Source organism: Micromonospora sp. NPDC048898, assembly GCF_043198035.1.
Classification (GTDB): domain Bacteria; phylum Actinomycetota; class Actinomycetes; order Mycobacteriales; family Micromonosporaceae; genus Micromonospora.
Genome location: NZ_JBICUF010000008.1, coordinates 225,003 through 241,263, shown reverse-complemented (window position 1 = coordinate 241,263; position 16,261 = coordinate 225,003). Strand labels below are relative to the sequence as shown.

The following is a 16,261-nucleotide window of genomic DNA, read 5'->3' as shown; positions in this document are numbered from 1 at the left end:
GGCCGCGTCTCGTTTGAACAGGCACGTCCGGCACACCGTCGGGCGTGGATGGAGGCGAGCACGTGGCACGGGTCGGGAACGAAGAGCGGCGCTACCGGATGGTGTGGGCGGCGGGGGAACGCAGCGTCACCGCCGACGACCCGGCGGCGCTGCTCGCCGACCTGATCCCGGGATACCAGGCCGTGCCGGAGGGGAGGCGCCGGGCGGTCCGGACGGAGCACGCCGAGCTGTCCCTGCGGCGGATCCAGCGGCGGGTGCTCGACGCCTACGACTCCTTCGACTGCGACTCGGAGGAGATGCAGGTCCTGCTCAACGACCGCGCCAACCGCAGGGTCCCGCAGCGGTGGTCGGCCCCGGTGCCGCTGGTGCTGATCGACGCGCACTTCGCCGAGGCCGACGCGGATCGCCCCCGCGAGGCGGGCGGGCGGATCATCTGGCTGGAGACCGAGGACGAGGAGTCCTACGTACGTTCGCTGGCCGTGGCCGGTGAGATCTTCCTGGTGATCCGGCAGGACGCCGTCGGTGCGGCAGCGGGTGGGCGTGGTGGCGCCGGCGTCGGGGCGGCGGTCGGATGACCGCGCCGGAGGTGCCGCGACCACGCACCGTGCGGCCGGGAGCCATCCCGAGACGGCGGACGATCGTGGGCCGTGCGGCGCAGTTGCACGCCCTCGACGCGGCCCGTGCGGCCGCCGCGATCGGCGGCCGGTTCGCACTCGTCCGGGGTCCGGCGGGCAGCGGCCGGTCGTCGCTGCTGGACGCGGCCGCGAGTGCCTGGCGTACCGCCGGGGTGGTGGTGCTCCGGGTGGCACCTGCCGCACCGGGCGACACCGCCGCCGGCTTCGCGGCGCTGCTGAACGCCGTTCGCGACCAGTACGAGCTGCTGGCCGACCCGCCGCTGGCCGGCCCGCTGAGCGCGCTCGGTGCGCTCTGCGACATGCCCGCCGGCGAGCACGCCGGACGTGGCATCGCGTTGGCCCAGCAGGCCGCCGCCGCGTTCGCCCTGATCGGCCGACGGGCGCCGACGGTGCTGATCGCTGACGACGCCAGTCCCGCGCTGGCCCCGGCACTGGCCGCCGCCGTCCGCGCCGGTTGCCTCGTCGTGGCCGCCGCCGCACCACCCGGCGACTGCCGACTCGGCACGCTCGCCGACGTCGTGGTGGACCTGCCGCCGTTGAGCGCCGAGGCCGTACGCGCAATGCTGGCCCGCCGGTACGCCGTGCCGCTCGACGACGCGGTGCCCGCAGCCCTGTCCACCGCGCTCGGGCCGCTGGCCGGGCACCCCGGCACGGTGCTGGAGATCGCACACGAGTTGACCCGGGCCGGGCGGCTCGCGGTCGTGCGGGGGCACCTGTGCCTGCTGGACCCGCACGCCCCGATCGCGTTGCCGACGGACCACAGCCTGCTCGCCGCGCTGCGGGCGCGCGGCCCGGTCGCCGTCCGGCTGGCCACCATGGCCGCCGTCACCCGGTTCGGCATCGACGACCTGCCGCTGTTCGCCGACGCCACCCGCGGCCGGCTGTCCGACTACGGCTGGATGATCGACGAACTGATCGACGACGGCCTGCTCGTCGCCGGGCCGCAGGGCGGGATCCTCCCGCAGAGCCCGGCGCTCACCGCCCGCCTGATCACCGATGCCGGCCCGGACGCCGTGGCCCGCCTGCACCGCGCCTGCGCCGCGGCGATGTTCCGCCGGGCCGCGTCCGGCCGGCCGGCGGACGGGGCGGCCCTGGCCGACCAGGTCACCTCGGCGGGCGTCGCCCTGCCGTTCGACAGGCGTACGGCGGTGACCCTCGCCGCCACGGCCGACGAGAACAGCGACCGTGCGCCGGACCGGGCGGCGCACTGGCTGCGCGCCGCACTCTGGCACTCCGGCGGCGGGCGGGCCGGCGACGACATCCTCGCCCGGCTGCTGCGGCTGCTGGTGCGCACCGGCCAGGTCGCCCGCCTCGGCGAGGTGGTCGACACGGCCATCCAGCGAGGCCACGGCGCGTCGTCCCGGCACGCAGCGGACGTCGCGGCTGCCGCCGCACTCGTCGCCGTGCACACCGGAGAGCCGGTGCCCGCCACCATCCGGTCCGCTCTGCGGGGAGCACCGGTGGCCTCGGCAACCGTGGCCTTCGCCGACTGGTGGCGCACCGGCGTACCGCCCGCGGCGCCGATGCCGCCGGCAGCCCACGCAGACAGCGGATCGCTGCTGCACCCGGCGGAACTCGGCGTCCTGGCCGACGCCGTCGGCCCCGGACTGGCGGATGCCGGCCCGGCGCGCGAGGAGTTGCTGCTGGCCGGCGAGACGGGGGACCTGGCCGCACTCCTGAGGCTGGTCCTGGGACCGCACCGCTACGGCGTGCCGAAGGACGGACTCCTGTCCGCGTACCACCGGCTGCACACCTGCCAGGCCGGCGGCGACCTCTCCGGCCTGCTCTCGGCCGCCCGCGAGCTGGACCTGACCGGCGCCGAGGCGCCCCTGCCGCGCTGTCTCGCCCGGCTCTGGGCGGCCGAGGCGCTCGGCCTGCTGGGTCGAGCCACGGAGGCGCCCTCCTGGCTGCGCTCGGTCCCGGAGGAACCGCCGTACGCGGCACTTCGGTGGTGGGCCGCGAACGGGCCGGCCGGGGAGGCCCAGACGGCGCAGGAGGCGGCCCGGCGGTTGGGTGACGGGCGACGGGCGTACGAGAGCCACCGGCACCACGGCAGCCGCATCGGCGTCGAGCACCTCCTGGTACGCGCGGCGGGTCTCGCGGCACGGTTCGGTCTCGGCGAGCAGACGGCCTGGTTGACGGCGGTGGTCGACGCCGACGCGGCCGAGCCTCGGCGTCGGCTCAGCAGGCAGACGACGCTGCTGGTCCAGGCGCTGTGCCGGGGTGACGCGACCGCCGCCGCACGCGGTGTCGATCTCGTCCGTGCCGGTGGGAACCGCCTCGCCCTCGCGTACGCCTGTCTGACGCTCGGCCGGGTCGCCGAGGACCCTCGGCCGTGGCTCATCGAGGCACAGGCGGTGGCGAAGACGATGACCTCTGGTTGGCTGCGGTCCGCCGTCGCCGCCGCGATGCGGGAGCGCGACGTCCGCCAGCCCCGCACCCGTACGCCCCGGACGGGGTTCAGCCCGGTGGAGACGCACATCATCGAGTTGATCGGTCACGGACGGACCAATCGGCAGATCGCGGCGCAGGTGCGGATCAGCGAGAAGACCGTCGAAAACCACCTGACCCGGCTATTCGCGCGTACCGGTTGCCGCTCGCGTGTCGAGTTGGCCGCGGTGAGCCTCACCACGGACATCCTCGGTACGGCGTCGTGAGCGTCGCAGTGAATCTCCCGGTCGACCTCGACGGGCCCACCCTGACCGTGCTCACCGGTCCGGCCGGCATCGGTCGCACCCATGCCCTGCGCACGCTGCGCAACGCCGCCACGCAGGCCGGAAGGCCCGTTCTCGACCTGCGGTTGGCGCCGGAGTGTCGGCACGACGCGGGATATCTCGCCGGGCGGATCCTTGCCGCGCTCATCCCGACCCCCACCCGGTTGGCCGCCGGTCGTGGCCACGCCCGCACCGGCGAGCCGCCAGCGCACGCACTCTCCCGCGTCCTGCGGCGGCACTCCGGCCTGGTGCTGCTCGTCGACGACGCCCAGTGGGCCGACGCGGAGTCCGTCGATGCCCTGCGGAACGTGTTGCACGAGGAGTACCCGGTGCCCGTACGGTGCGTCGCCACCCTGCGCTCCGACGCCGTCGGTGCCGATCCGGACCAGTCGGCCGCCTTCGACCGCCTGCGCCAGAGCGGGCTCGTGCGGATCGAGCGGCTGCGGCCGCTGTCCCGGGCCGACGTCGACGCGCTCGCCCGCCAGGCGTTGCAGGCAACGCCACACGACTCCCTCTCGACGCAGCTACACCGACTCGGCCGGGGTGTGCCCGCCGCGGTGCTCGCCGTCGTCGAGGGTTACCGCGCCTCGGCGGCCCTGCGGATCGTCGAGCGCCGCGCCTACCTGACCGATGCGACAAGCACACCCCGGATCCCCGCGGAGCACGACCTCACCCGGCCGGTACGCCAGCTCGGCCCGGCCACCCACACGGTCGCCCGCGCCCTGGCAGTGCTCGAACCGTTGGGCGCGGCCGTCCCCGGGCTGATCGGGCAGGCGCTCGACACCACACCGGAGCAGGCACACCGGCACCTGGATGCCCTGCGCGCGGAGGGTTTCGTGCGGGAGTATCGGCGCGGCTGGCGGATCCGGGTGCCCGCGTTGGCACTGGCCCTGCGCGCGGGTCTCGGCCCCTACGAACGACGCCGGCTCGCGCAGGTGGCGGTCGAGGCGCTCTGGTCGGGCACCGCCCGGTGCGCGGATCCGGCGTACCTGCCGGATCAGGTCGCCGCCGCCGGTGGCCTGGTCGACGCCGAGCCGGCGGCGGCGCTGCTGCGCCGGCACGCGGACGACGCGGCGGTACGCACGCCCGCCGTGGCGGCACGCTGGTGGGCCGGCGCGGCCGACCTCAGCGGCGATCCCGCGGACCGTGCCGAGGCCCTGCTGGCCCGAACCGTCGCCGAAGTCGGCATCGGCGGATACGCCGTCGCCCAGGCGCAGGTGCGCCACCTGCTCGGCGAGTACGCCGACACCCTGCCCGACGCCGCCCGGCAGGAGGCCGAACTGCTCGCCCTCGCCAGCGCGCGTGGCATGCGTGCGGCGCCTGACGTGCAGGCCGTCGCGGCCGGCGAACCCTGGCTGCCCGACGGTCCGGTGCCGACCCGGACGACCCGGGCCGCGGCGCTCTGCTTCCTGGACCGCTGGGCCGAGGCCGCGAGCCTGCTGCCGTCCGACTCGACCCGCTCCGACAGCGAACTACTGATCGGCGCGCCGATCACCGCCGGCACCGCCGGCGTCCCGGTGGCCGGCGCTCCGGCCGGTGACGGCTCGGGTCTCGGCGGGTCGGTTCGGGGCGCTGCCCGCCGGCGTTTCGCGGACACCGTCGCGCGGGTCAGCCTGGCGGCGGTCGTCGGCGCGCTGGACCGGGCGGATCGTGAGTTGGCGGAGGCCGGTCTGACGGTGGACGATCTGCCGCCGCCCGAGCGGTGCCTGGTCCACTGGCGCGCGGGCCGGTGGGATGCCGCGAACGACGCCGCGCTGCTCGGTATCGCAGCCGATCTCCCCGTGACCCGGCCGGTGGCACACAGCACCGTGCATCGGGCGGCGGCCGAGATACTGCTCGCCCGCGGTTGGCCGGTGCGGGCCCGAGCGCTGCTCGACGCCGCCCGCGCCGACGCCGCCCCGTTGCCGTACCTGCTGGCACCCGTGGCGGCCGAGGCGGAGTGGCTCCTCGGCGACGCGTCGGCCGCCGAACGCGTCGTCGGCGACGCCCTGGCCGCCGCCACCCGGCACGGGCTGGTCGTCGGCCTGGACGAACTCTGGCTGGTGGCCGCGGAACTCGCGATCGTACGCGGCGACGGCGAAGCGGCACGCAGCGCCGCCGCATCCGCCGTGGCGGCGGCGGACCAGACCACCGCCATCGGCGCCCTGCGGGTCGCCACCGCCCAACTGATCGTTCGACCGGACCGGGTGCGGCCCGGTGAGCTGGTGGCACTGGCCCGGGTCGTCGGTCAGCCCCACGAGGTGGCCAGGGCGATCGAGCGGGCGGTCCGCTGGACCGGTCGGAGCGTCGAGCTGCTGGGTGAGGCGTACGAGATCCTCGGCGACCTGGGCGCGATCCTGCACCGGTCCCGGGTCCGCCAGGCGATGCGCGACCACGGCATCACGGTGCCGGGACGGGCGCAGACCCTTGCCGAGGGCGAACGGTTGCTCGCCGCCCTGGTCGCGGAGGGACTGTCGAACCGACAGTTGGCCGCCGCCACGCAGAACAGCGCGAAGAGCATCGAGGGCCGGCTCACCCGACTGTTCAACCGCACCGGCTACCGGTCCCGGGTGGAGTTGGCCACGGCAGTGCTGCTCGGCGACTACCGCATCGGCTGAGGACGCCACACGTCTGGCGCGGGTCGCTGCCCGAGAAGGTTCGGCAGAGCCAGGTCGACTCCTTTCGCCCGCTGCCGCCAGCGCCCGCCGTCGGTGTGCAGCACCTGCTCCACCCGGGTGTCGTCGTAGGACCCCGGCGGCAACAGCAGCGTCACACCGTCGGCCACCAACTCGGGCAGGCGCGACCGAATCGAGGTGTGGGCGGCCAACGCGGCGGCGCTGGCCCGCGCGTCGATCGCCCGGCCCGCCGCCACCCGAAGACGCACCAACAGGTATCCGTCGCGCACCGGCGGTCGGCCCTGGTGCAGCGGCAGGAAGTCGTCGGTCGGCTCGTCCCCGGCAGCCGGGATCAGCGCCCAGACGCCGGCCCCCCGCCCGCCTGCGGGCCAGCGCACCACATCGTCCGGGAGACCGTCCGTGCCGTGTCGCGCCCCGGTGCAGCGCAGCACGACGTCATGTCCGGGTAGCTCGGTCTCCTCCTGTGGGCGCCCGGCGTCGTCGATGTCGTAGCCCGCCTGCAGCCGCGCCTGGTCGAGCCAACCCGCCGGCAGCAGGAACCTGCCCGCCGCCCCGGCAACACGGCGGCCCAGGTCCGCCGGTAGGTCACCGACCCGGTCCAGGTCCACCAGGGCGCCGGCCTCGACCCGCAGGCACAGCAGATGCTGGTACGGGTGGGCACGGGCGACCCGCTCGCCGTCGAGGTCGCCGACGAGGAACAGGTCGGCCGACGGCACACCCTCGACCGCGACCCGCTGCGGCGACCACGGGCTGGCCAGCCAGACCCGCACGGGGTCGGCGTTCACCTCGGGGCGGTCCGGCAACCACCGCAGACCGTGTGGCCGGCTGCCGGGTGCGGGAACGGTCAGTGCGGGGCGCGGGCCCGGTGCCGGCAACACCCGCTCGGGCGGCGGCGCGGCTGCCGCCGGTTCGGCGCGCGATGGCCCGGCTGCCGGTCCGCCGGGCGACCGCTCGGCTGCCGCCGGTTCGGCGGGCGATGGCCCGGCTGCCGGTTCGGCGGGCGACCGCTCGGCTGCCGCCGGTTCGGCGGGCGATGGCCCGGCCGCCGGTTCGGCGGGCGACGGCCCCGGCGCAGGCGTCGACGGCCCATCCGCGCCCCGCCGACGCGGGATCAGCCAACCATCGTCGTTGCGCCACCGACCGGTCTCGGCCCGCAGATCCGCATCGGCGGCCCGCAACCAGCGCGCCGGGCGTCGCTGTTCGTCGACGGCCCGGGCCAGGCCGTCGCGGACCACGACGACGGCGCCGGGGGCCAGCGACCAGATCTCGACGCCGAGGTCCGACTCCAGCACGCTCAGGTGCTCCCGCAGGCCCTCGGTCCACTCGTCGGCCACCGGGGTCAGCAGTTGGAGGTCGGCACCCTGCCACCCGGCGTTCGTCAACAGTGCCCGCAGCTCGACCGCGCCCACCGCGAGGTGGCTGCCATCTGCGTACCGCAGAGCGAGGCGCCCTCCGTCGAGAATGGTCAGGTCGACGAGCGTCATGCCCGGCTCGGCCGACAGATCGGCGTACCGTTCGAGGAACGTGACCTCCGACGGCCGTTCCGAGCTGATCAGCGCGACCCCGCCGGCGGCGCTGACCGTGGGCCCGCCATCGGGCACGAGCCGTCCGTCACGATCGGTCGCGAAGCGAGCGGCGCCCGGTGCGTGCGGGGGGCGGTATTCCCGCCAGCGGGTGACCGCGCCGGAGCGGTCCCGGGCGGCCAGGTCCAGGCAGCCGCGCAGCAGCACCGCCTCGCCGCCGACCTCCGGGGTCCACACCGTCGCGCCGGTCGCCTCGGCCAGAGCCGTCACCTCGGCGTCGAGGCGCGCGCACTGTGCGGGATCGTCCGGCCAGCGCAACCACAGGCGCAGGTCACCGCCGTACAGGAACGTCGCGGAGAGGGCCGCGGCCACGTCCTGCCCGGAGTACCGGCCCGGTCTCTCCCCGGCGGCGTCCTGCCGGTACGTCGAGAGCCGGAACTGGCCGGCGCGAGTCGCGAGCGCCACCGTCACCAGGTCCGGGTGACCGTCGCCGAGCCGGGCCGCCGCGGCCCGGCGTACGACGAAGTCCTCGCGGTTGGCGAACTCCAGGCCGCCCGCCAATGGCAGTGTCGCCAGCCCGGTCCTCGGCAGCACCAGGCCACCGGCCAGGTCGAACCACCCGGGTCGGGTGGTCTGGAGTCCGGTGGGCTGCACCAGGACCCAGTCGACCACCGCCCCGCTGATCCGGTCGAGCGGGACCACCTCGGCAGGGCCGGCGAGGCCCGGGCCGGTCCGGCGACGCACGGTCGCTCCGGCGGGCGCGACCAGGACGTCGCAGCCCAGCGCGGTGGCGACCTGCCCGAACAGGGCCGCGTCACGGGCACCGTCGTCGACGAGGACGCGAAGGTCCCGCCCGGCGACTCCGAGCGCCCGCGCGCAGTCGGCGATCTCGTCCGCGGTCAGTGCCGTGTCGTCATCCGCTGGCCGGGCCAACCTGCCGTCCCCGGTGCGGACCAGCACGAGGTCGCACAGGCCGTCGACGGGTAGCGGCAGATCCACCGGGGGAACCTGCTCCGGGCCTGCCCCGAGCGTGCGCTGTCGGCTGGGTCGCAACGTAGTCCTCGCTCTGTGTCCCGCCTCGGGCCGGCACCGGCCACAAGGCGTCCATTCTGGGCGTACGCCCGGTGCTGTGCCAGCTCATCGTCCGGACTGGGCCGCGACCGGTGGACCCAGCCGCAACGACCACCGTGCCGCGGGTCCCGCGCCGACGACAATCGGTACGGTCCGGTGGGGGCTGTGCGACAACGCGCGGAAGGGGCCCCACCCTGCCCCGGCAGCGGGGCCCGCGCACACCACCACCCGTACCCTCGTCGACGGTTCCTCGGCTGCCACCTCGGCAACGGCGTCGACCCGGCGGCAACCCTCGGGTGCCGCGTCGCCGAGCACGTCGCCGACCACCACCACGTCCGTGTCGGCGTCGAACTGGTGCAGCAGGGCCAGCGCGTGTCGGCGGCAGGCGGCCAGGTCACCGCCGAGGCTGAGTACGTCGGGAGCGACCGCGAGGTCGATCCACAGTCGACGCCCGTCCCGGTCGCCCAGTACGAGAGGCGCACTCGACGGTGGAGGTCGCTGCCCGTCGGTCAGCCACCCGTAGGGGGATCCCCAGCGCGCCGGTCGCGCGCCGACCAGCCGCACGGTCGCCCGGTCCGGGCCGCAGGTCAGATCCGTGACCAGGGTGGCGAACGGGTTGGGGCGGGCCAGCGGAAGAAGGCCGGCAGCCCGGCCGTCGGGCACCGCCCGAGCCGGGGTGCGATCCGCGGCTCGCGGCAACGGGACCGCCACCGGCGGCTGGACGGGTGGCCTGGCCGTGACTGCCGCGGGTGTCGCGGTCGCGACTGCCGCGGGCGGTTGGGTGGGCGGCTCGGTCGCGACCCACGCGGGTGGTTGGGCGGGTGGCTTGGTCGTGACCGCCACGAGCGGCCGTGTGGGCGGCTCGGTCGCGACCGGGGATGGCATCACGAGGGCTGGTTCCGCGGGCGTCGGGGGAGGTGGTTGCTCCGCTGGTGGCGTGGTGACCGGTGCGGGCCGTGGATCCGGGGGAGTCGTCGTCGGGACGGGCCGGACCGGCCTGCTGGCCGGCGCGGCGTCGCCACGGGCGGGTCGATGCCGTGCACGCAGAGCCACGTGTGCCCAGAGCAGGAGGAGCACGGCGAGCGCGATCAACGCCACCCGCAGCCCGGTCGGGGACCACAGGACGGACAGGCGCGGCAGTGTGACAGTGGATGGTGCCGGCGGGTCGGCGGATGCCGTGGACGCGGTCGACGGCGGGGACGGTGACACCGCTGTCGGTGCTGGCGTCGGTGCCGGAAGCGCGCCGGTCTGGACGCCGGGGCCCGTCGCGTCCCGGGGCAGGACGAGGATCCAGCCGGGCTGCAGGCTTGTCGCGTCGGTCAGCCGACGGCCGTCGGGTTGGAGTCGCCCCTCGTTGAGCGCGAAGATCTCCGGGGACCGATTGCCGTTGCCCAGTGTCTTCGCCGCGATCGCGAAGAGATATTCCCGTTGGCCGTCGACCGGAGGTCCGACGACGTAGTACTTGCCGGTCTCGCCCGCAGCGCGCAGCGTCGGGGAGGTGGGTGCGGCGACGGCCGCCGGAGCGATCACCTGTGTGCTGACGCCCAGCACGAGCAGGCAGAGGCCGAGCACCGCGAGCCGTCGTCTCATCGTGGCATCGTCCTTCGCCGGGGTCGTCGGGTGCTGCCGCGATCCAAGGATCGTCGGAGGAATGGTGAACCGGGGCGTGCCACCCGTCGTTCTCAGGTTGTTCTCCCGAGATCGGAGGCGTTATGAGGGGAATTACACCGTATCCGCAGGGCCAGGGCAACATCGCCGACGCGTGCCGCGACGCCGCAGCCGGCATCAGTACGCAACTCGACCGGCTACGCGCCCACCTGGCGAGCCTCGACCCGGCACGCCTGCGGATGTCCGCCTCCCGTCGCGACGCGCTGCTGACCGGGTACGACATCTACGCCCGGATGCTCGACGACGCGCTCCAGGACATCGCCGGTGACCTGCAGGCGGCGGCCGACCTCCGGCCGGCCGATCTGGCGCTCGCCGCCGGTGGGTCCCGATGAGCCCCACCGAGTGGGCACCGGTCCCCGACGGTGCGGGCGACCCGGCCGACCCGGGGGCGGCCATCAACGCGCTGGCCACCGATGTCGCCAGGCGGCTCGCCACGCTGCGTGAGCAGTTGGAGCCGACGCGGGCGCGGTGGGCCGACAGCCACGACTACCTCGATCCGGCGGAGGAGTGGGCCATCGCGACGGACGGTCTGCTCGGCCCGACCGGCGTGCTGGGCATCATCAGCGACGCGGTGCGGATCACCCTGCCGGACCTTGTCGGCACCACGTGGTCCGAGCGCACGCCCGGCCTTTCCGCCGGGCACGGGGGATCGGCAGCGGGTGGCGACTGATGTCCGCTGCCACCGCCCCCCGCGGGAAGTGACCTCCCATGGTCACGTCCACCTGCGTCGACGCGACGATGCGGACAAGTGTCTGCATGCTCGTGCTCGGTCTGCTGTCCGAGGTGGAGAGACACGACGTCACCACTCACCTGGGCCACTGCGCGAGCTGCCGGGCCGAGCGGGAGGAGATCGATCACACCGTCGACACTCTCGGCCTGCTCAGCGCCGCACACGTACGACGCTTGATCGCCGACTTCGGGGCGGGTCCGGCCGAGCCGGACCGTACCCCGCAAGGTGATCATCTTTTCGGCGCACCCGGCGCCGTGCCGGCGCGGGACCTGCCCGCCCGCGCCGAGGCTCCGGTCGTGATCGTGCGCGAGACCCGCGCGGTGCCCCGTCTCGGCGTCCCCGACGACGTCCGTCCGGTGACCCGGGTCCACCCGCCTGGTCTGGCCGACCGGTACCGCGCCGGACCCGGTGAGGGTTTCCTGCCCCCACGACCCGCGACGGGCCCGTTGTCCCGTGGCCCGCACTCGCACCGCCGCCCCAGATCACGCGGTCGGCGCATCGGTGGCGTGGTGGGCCTGACCGGCCTGCTCGCCGTCGCGCTCAGCACGACACTGCTCATCGAGCCCTGGAACGCGACTGACTCGCCCGGTCCGGTCGTGGCGGTGGCGACCACCGACGACGGCGTCAGCGGCGTGGAGTTCTCCGCGGTCCTCTACGACGACGACGGTCAGGTCAACCTGCGGGTCTCGACCGACGGTCTGACGCCGGAGGCGTCGTACCAGCTGTGGGCACTCACCACGGCGGGCGAGGAGTTGCTGCTCGGTCGGCTGAACGGCAACCCGGGCCGCGGCGGCTACGCCGGTGACGTCGCGGTGTCGGTGGACGACCTGAGTCAGCTCAGCGTCCGTCAGGCCGACGGCGGGATTCTGGTGACGGCCGACGTGGTCAAGGGATCGCCGCGACCGGACGGGGGACCGGATCCGACGTGAGTCCAGCCGACGCACGACCCGTCCTATCGCGACCGCACCGGGTCGCGCCGTCCGTTGCGATGTTTCGGCAGGTCAGCGTACGCAATGGGGTTCCGACGCCGAGTCGGCCCGCGAGGGTCTGCCAAGATTCCTCGGGAAAACCCCCACGAACACTGAACGCGGGTACCGATGCACTCGTTATCGCTGCCATGAACCAGGCCGCGGGGAACATGCTCTCGGGTGCGTCGTCGCCAGAGCCGACCTACGACGACGCGCTGCGGCTCGCCTATGAGACACATGGGCCGATTCTGCTCAACTACCTCCTGCGTCTGACGATGGGCAATCGTGGCCTCGCCGAGGACATCGTCCAGGAGACGCTGGTGCGTGCCTGGCACCATCCGGAGGCGCGGACGACCGACGGTCAGTGGAGCCGGGGCTGGCTGTTCACCGTCGCCCGACGCATCGCCATCGACCACCTGAGGGCGGCCCGGGGCAGGCCGTCCGAGCAGCTTGACGAGCGCATCGAGGAGCGGCACGCCGCCGTGGACGACATCGACCGCCTGCTCAACGGCCGCGAGGTGCGCGACGCCGTGGCCAGGTTGCCGGAGCGGCTGCGCAGCGCGCTGATCGAGATCTACTTTCAGGAACACACGGTCGCCGAGGCCGCGCGCAACCTCTCGATCCCCGAGGGGACGGTCAAGTCACGGACGTTCTACGCGCTGCGGGCGCTGCGTGAGGACCTCGCCGGGCGGGGGTTCAGCAACTGAGTGGCCCGCCGGCAGAAGTTCCGAAGTTGGCCCGCCCAACCGTGAACCAACCGGTCGCCCGGCTCGTTCACAGCGCACACCCGTCGGAGAGGGAAGCAACCGTGACACTGAGATCGGTGATCGGACGCCTGGCCAACCTGCACACCTCGGGCCGGCGCGCATGGGGCTCACTGCGGACGACCCGTCAGCGGATCGAGGCCGGGGTCGCCTTCACCGCGGCCGTCGTCTGCGTCGTGGCGGCCGGCCTCCAGGTCGGGCCGGCGTTGGCCGAGACCACAGTCGAGGGCGAGCCGGTCCCCGCCGACGTGCTGCCGGCAATCGTCGTCGGTGCCACCTCCTGCCCGGCGCTGACCGGGCCGCGACTCGCCGCACAACTGATGGCCGCCTCGGGGTTCAAGGCGACGGCCGTGTCCGAGTCCGGCGAGGGCATCGCCGGACTGGACTCCCGGGCCTGGCAGACGTGGGCGCCGTGGCAGCAGGCCCAGCGAGCCGACGTCCGCGCCAACGTGCTCGCGCTGGCGCACCGCACCTGCGAGACGATCGGCCAGGTCCGGGCCGGCGGTGCCGGGGGCGACCTCTGGAAGGCGGCCGTCGCGGCCGACAAGGTCGGTCTGGACGCGGTGGTCAAGGCCAAGGGCGTGCCGACGTCCGCCCAGGAGCACGTCGACACGGTGGCCGGGTACGCCAACTGGTACGCCAAGCAGCCGCAGTTCTCGGGTGCGACGAAGCCGGCACGGCCGTCCACCACTCCCGCCGCGGACAAGGTGGACATTCCCGAGGAGTACGTCGACGCGGTGGTCAAGGCCGGTCAGGTCTGCCCGTCGACAGTGTCCGCTGCCCGGATCGCCGCGCAGTTGAGGTCGCTCTCCGCCTTCAACCCGAACCTGAAGGGCAGCGGCGGCGGCCAGGGCATCGCCCAGTTCACGCCGTCGCTGTGGGAGGAGTACAAGCCCTCCGACAGCGCATCGGTCTGGGACCCCCAGGTGGCCATCCCCACCCTGGCCACCGCGATGTGCGACCTGCGCAACCAGCTCTCCGGAATGAATCTGCGCCAGTCGGGGGAGGAGACCGACCCCTACTCGCTGGCGCTCGCGGCGTACCAGTGGGGGGTCACCGCGGTGCGGGCCAAGGGCGGAGTGCCGCGCGGCGCCGCCGTTCCGCAGCTCGTCGACACGGTCGACCTCTACCTCCCCGCGTACACCTCGGACAGCCGGTTGGCCGACGCGTTCCCGTCACCATCGGCGAGCCGCCCGGCCCCGCCGCCGTCGTCCTCGGCCCCGTCGTCCTCGCCGCCGTCGTCGTCGCCCTCGACGGTGCCCACCCCCTCGCCGACGAAGCCGGCCGCGCCACCCACGCCCGCCGCGACTCCGTCGCCCGTGCCCCCGCCGCCGGTCACGGCCCTGCCGGCGAAATGGGACCCGGCTGTCTCCTACCAGTTCACCAACGTCCTGAGCGGCCGGGTCATGGAGGTGCCGGGGAAGGACAACGTCACCACCGGCGGGACGACCATCCAGCTCAATGACAACCTGCACCAGAAGGACCAGTACTGGCACATCGCCAAGGCCGCCGATCCTAAGTACGTCGTGATCACGAACGCGTTCAACAACAAGGCGCTCGGCATCCGCGGCGGCTCGATCAAGGACACCGCCGAGTTGGTGCAGGTCGACCCGGCGTTCGACAACCCCAGCCAGCAGTGGTCGTTCATCGACGGTGGCACGTGGGTCACCATCATCAACCGCAATTCCGGCAAGGCACTCGACATCCTCGGTGACGACTGCTGCGGCAAGAACGGCACCCCGATCACCCAATGGGGTCGGCAGAGCTACGCCGTCGACCAGCGCTGGGTGCTCAGCAGATGACACGGAGGCGCGGCACGGGTTCACGCGGCGTGCGGGGCTGGGTGGGGGCGATCGTCGCGGCGGTCGTGCTCGCCGCCGGCGCACCCGCCGGGCCGGCGCGGGCCGCGGTCGACGAGTACGTCCTCTACTACACCGTCACCTCGGCCTACCAGGGCAAGCCGGAGAACCTCGGTGAGATCGCCGGCCGGCTGTTGGGCAACTCGTCGCGCTCCACCGAGATCTTCAACCTGAACACCGCACGACGGCAGCCGGACGGCGGCGCGCTCACCGACCCGAACACCCTCCATGCCGGTTGGTACCTGGTCGTGCCCTGGGACGCGGTCGGGGCGGGTCTCCAGCACGGTGTGTTGCCCAGTACCGCTCCCGCCGCCGCACCAGCCGCGAGTGCTCCGGGCGTCCCGCCGCAGGCGTCCACGCCGCAGGCACCAGGCGTTCCCGGCGCTCCCGCAGTTCCGGGCAGGCCGTCGGCTCCAGCCGCACCTCTCGGCGGAACGCAGCCGATCCCCACCCTGACACCGGGCCCGGCGCAGCTACCGTCCGCGCCGCCGCCACCCGCACCGCCGGGAAAGTGCGTCACGGCGACCGCCGCCAGCGCGCCGTCGAACTGGGCCACCGTGCGGCTGGCCGCCGACCTGGCCTGGCCGCACACCCGGGGCGTCGGGCAGCTCGTCGCGATCGTCGACTCCGGTGTGGACGGTCGAGCGGCTCAACTCGCCGGCCGGGTGTCGGTCGGGGCCAACATCGTGACCGGAGACGGCCGCGGGGACAGCGACTGCCTGGGCACCGGTACCGCGATGGCGGGCCTGGTGGCCGCGCAACCGGTGGACGGGGACGCGTTCGCGGGTGTCGCCCCGGAGTCGGTCGTCATGCCGGTGCGGGTGGTCACCGAGGTGCCGTCCGCGGACGCGGTCGCCCAGGCGACGGCGATCGAGGTGGCGGTCTCCGCCGGGGCGACGGTGATCGCGCTCGGCTCGTACGTGGATGTCACCGCCGAGGGCGTGCTGCGGGCCATCGAGGCGGCGCTCAGCCGCAACATCGTCGTGGTGGCCGGCGCTCCGGCCGGTCCGGGCGCCGCCGCACCGCCGGCGGAGCTGATCAGCGTCGCCGCCGTGGGCGTGGACGGCAAGCTCCTGGAGGAGTACGCCGCGGACCTGGTCGACGTGGTGGCCCCGGGGGTCAACGTCTCCAGCATCGGCATCAACGGCACGAAGCAGTTCGTCGGCAGCGGCACGCAGTACGCGGTCGCTCTGGTCGCCGGCGAGGCCGCCCTGGTGCGTGCCGCCCACCCCGACCTGTCGGCCGCGCAGGTCGCCCACCGGGTTCTGGCCACCGCCGACAAGATGGGTGACGCGCAGCCGGATGCCCGGTACGGCGGTGGCATGATCAATCCGGAGGCTGCGGTGACCCGGGAGCTGCCCGAGGAGGCGACGCAGGTGTCCACGGGTCGGCGTTCCGATCAGAGCACCGGGGGCGACGGCACCCGGGTCGCGTTCCTGCTGACCGTACTGGCGGGACTCGTGCTCAGCGCGCTGCTCGTGATTCGCCTGCGCCGCAGCGTACGGCGGGCCGAGACGGAGACCGGAGGCGAGGACGATGGGTTGGACGCGGACTGGCCGGCGGGGACCACGCCCGACGAACAGCCGAGTCAGCCGACGCTCACCGGTGCACACTGAGCGGCTGTCGGTTTCGTGACAGCACAGACGTCCCCGGTCGTGAACTCCCCCCTGGGCAGTTCCGTTGTTAGAAGGTCGGGGACCGCGGGCGACCAGCC

Annotated in this window: 11 protein-coding genes; 9 read left to right on the top strand and 2 right to left on the bottom strand. The window is 74.3% G+C overall.

Annotation, left to right across the window (positions count from 1 at the left end):
• Window positions 1-62: 62 nt before the first annotated feature.
• From ACGFIQ_RS22230 to ACGFIQ_RS22220, 3 genes are read left to right on the top strand one after another with little or no spacing between them, the layout of a single operon-like run.
• Window positions 63-575, top strand: a complete 513-nt coding sequence (locus tag ACGFIQ_RS22230) for a hypothetical protein (RefSeq protein WP_393246431.1) — start codon at window positions 63-65, stop codon at window positions 573-575.
• Window positions 572-3,292 (top strand): LuxR C-terminal-related transcriptional regulator, encoded by a 2,721-nt coding sequence (locus tag ACGFIQ_RS22225; protein WP_393246429.1) that lies wholly within the window; start codon window positions 572-574, stop codon window positions 3,290-3,292. Before ACGFIQ_RS22230 ends, ACGFIQ_RS22225 begins: the two co-directional genes overlap by 4 nt.
• Complete coding sequence (locus ACGFIQ_RS22220; RefSeq protein WP_393246427.1) at window positions 3,289-5,946, top strand: AAA family ATPase; 2,658 nt, start codon at window positions 3,289-3,291, stop codon at window positions 5,944-5,946. Before ACGFIQ_RS22225 ends, ACGFIQ_RS22220 begins: the two co-directional genes overlap by 4 nt.
• On the opposite strand, the gene ACGFIQ_RS22215 is transcribed toward ACGFIQ_RS22220, so the two are convergent.
• Window positions 5,931-8,486, bottom strand: coding sequence for a hypothetical protein (locus tag ACGFIQ_RS22215; protein WP_393246425.1), 2,556 nt, complete (start codon window positions 8,484-8,486; stop codon window positions 5,931-5,933). The two genes, ACGFIQ_RS22220 and ACGFIQ_RS22215, sit on opposite strands and share 16 nt — an antisense overlap.
• Before the next feature lie 138 nt (window positions 8,487-8,624).
• On the bottom strand, window positions 8,625-10,148 hold the full coding sequence (locus ACGFIQ_RS22210; protein ID WP_393246423.1) for a hypothetical protein: 1,524 nt from the start codon (window positions 10,146-10,148) through the stop codon (window positions 8,625-8,627).
• Window positions 10,149-10,270: 122 nt separating this feature from the next.
• On the opposite strand from ACGFIQ_RS22210, the gene ACGFIQ_RS22205 reads away from it, so the two are divergent.
• The 6 genes from ACGFIQ_RS22205 (at window position 10,271) to ACGFIQ_RS22180 (ending at window position 16,163) form a co-directional block, all read left to right on the top strand.
• The gene (locus tag ACGFIQ_RS22205) at window positions 10,271-10,558 is read left to right on the top strand and encodes a hypothetical protein (RefSeq protein WP_393246421.1); all 288 of its coding nucleotides are present in this window, start codon (window positions 10,271-10,273) and stop codon (window positions 10,556-10,558) included.
• Window positions 10,555-10,896, top strand: coding sequence for a hypothetical protein (locus tag ACGFIQ_RS22200; RefSeq protein ID WP_393246419.1), 342 nt, complete (start codon window positions 10,555-10,557; stop codon window positions 10,894-10,896). The genes ACGFIQ_RS22205 and ACGFIQ_RS22200 overlap by 4 nt, the downstream gene beginning before the upstream one ends.
• Window positions 10,897-10,934: 38 nt before the next feature.
• Window positions 10,935-11,885, top strand: coding sequence for a hypothetical protein (locus tag ACGFIQ_RS22195; protein WP_393246417.1), 951 nt, complete (start codon window positions 10,935-10,937; stop codon window positions 11,883-11,885).
• Window positions 11,886-12,073: 188 nt separating this feature from the next.
• Complete coding sequence (locus ACGFIQ_RS22190; protein WP_393246415.1) at window positions 12,074-12,631, top strand: sigma-70 family RNA polymerase sigma factor; 558 nt, start codon at window positions 12,074-12,076, stop codon at window positions 12,629-12,631.
• A 101-nt stretch (window positions 12,632-12,732) separates the two neighbouring features.
• Window positions 12,733-14,490: an RICIN domain-containing protein gene (locus ACGFIQ_RS22185; protein ID WP_393246413.1), complete on the top strand. Its 1,758-nt coding sequence runs from the start codon at window positions 12,733-12,735 to the stop codon at window positions 14,488-14,490.
• A gap of 29 nt (window positions 14,491-14,519) precedes the next feature.
• Complete coding sequence (locus ACGFIQ_RS22180) at window positions 14,520-16,163, top strand: S8 family serine peptidase (RefSeq protein WP_393246411.1); 1,644 nt, start codon at window positions 14,520-14,522, stop codon at window positions 16,161-16,163.
• The last annotated feature ends 98 nt before the right edge of the window (window positions 16,164-16,261 follow it).

Coding starts and splice junctions, on each gene's coding strand:
- ACGFIQ_RS22225 (WP_393246429.1), top strand. CDS start 572: ATGACCGCGCCGGAGGTGCCGCGACCACGCACCGTGCGGCCGGGAGCC.
- ACGFIQ_RS22210 (WP_393246423.1), bottom strand. CDS start 10,148: ATGAGACGACGGCTCGCGGTGCTCGGCCTCTGCCTGCTCGTGCTGGGC.
- ACGFIQ_RS22205 (WP_393246421.1), top strand. CDS start 10,271: ATGAGGGGAATTACACCGTATCCGCAGGGCCAGGGCAACATCGCCGAC.
- ACGFIQ_RS22200 (WP_393246419.1), top strand. CDS start 10,555: ATGAGCCCCACCGAGTGGGCACCGGTCCCCGACGGTGCGGGCGACCCG.
- ACGFIQ_RS22195 (WP_393246417.1), top strand. CDS start 10,935: ATGGTCACGTCCACCTGCGTCGACGCGACGATGCGGACAAGTGTCTGC.
- ACGFIQ_RS22190 (WP_393246415.1), top strand. CDS start 12,074: ATGAACCAGGCCGCGGGGAACATGCTCTCGGGTGCGTCGTCGCCAGAG.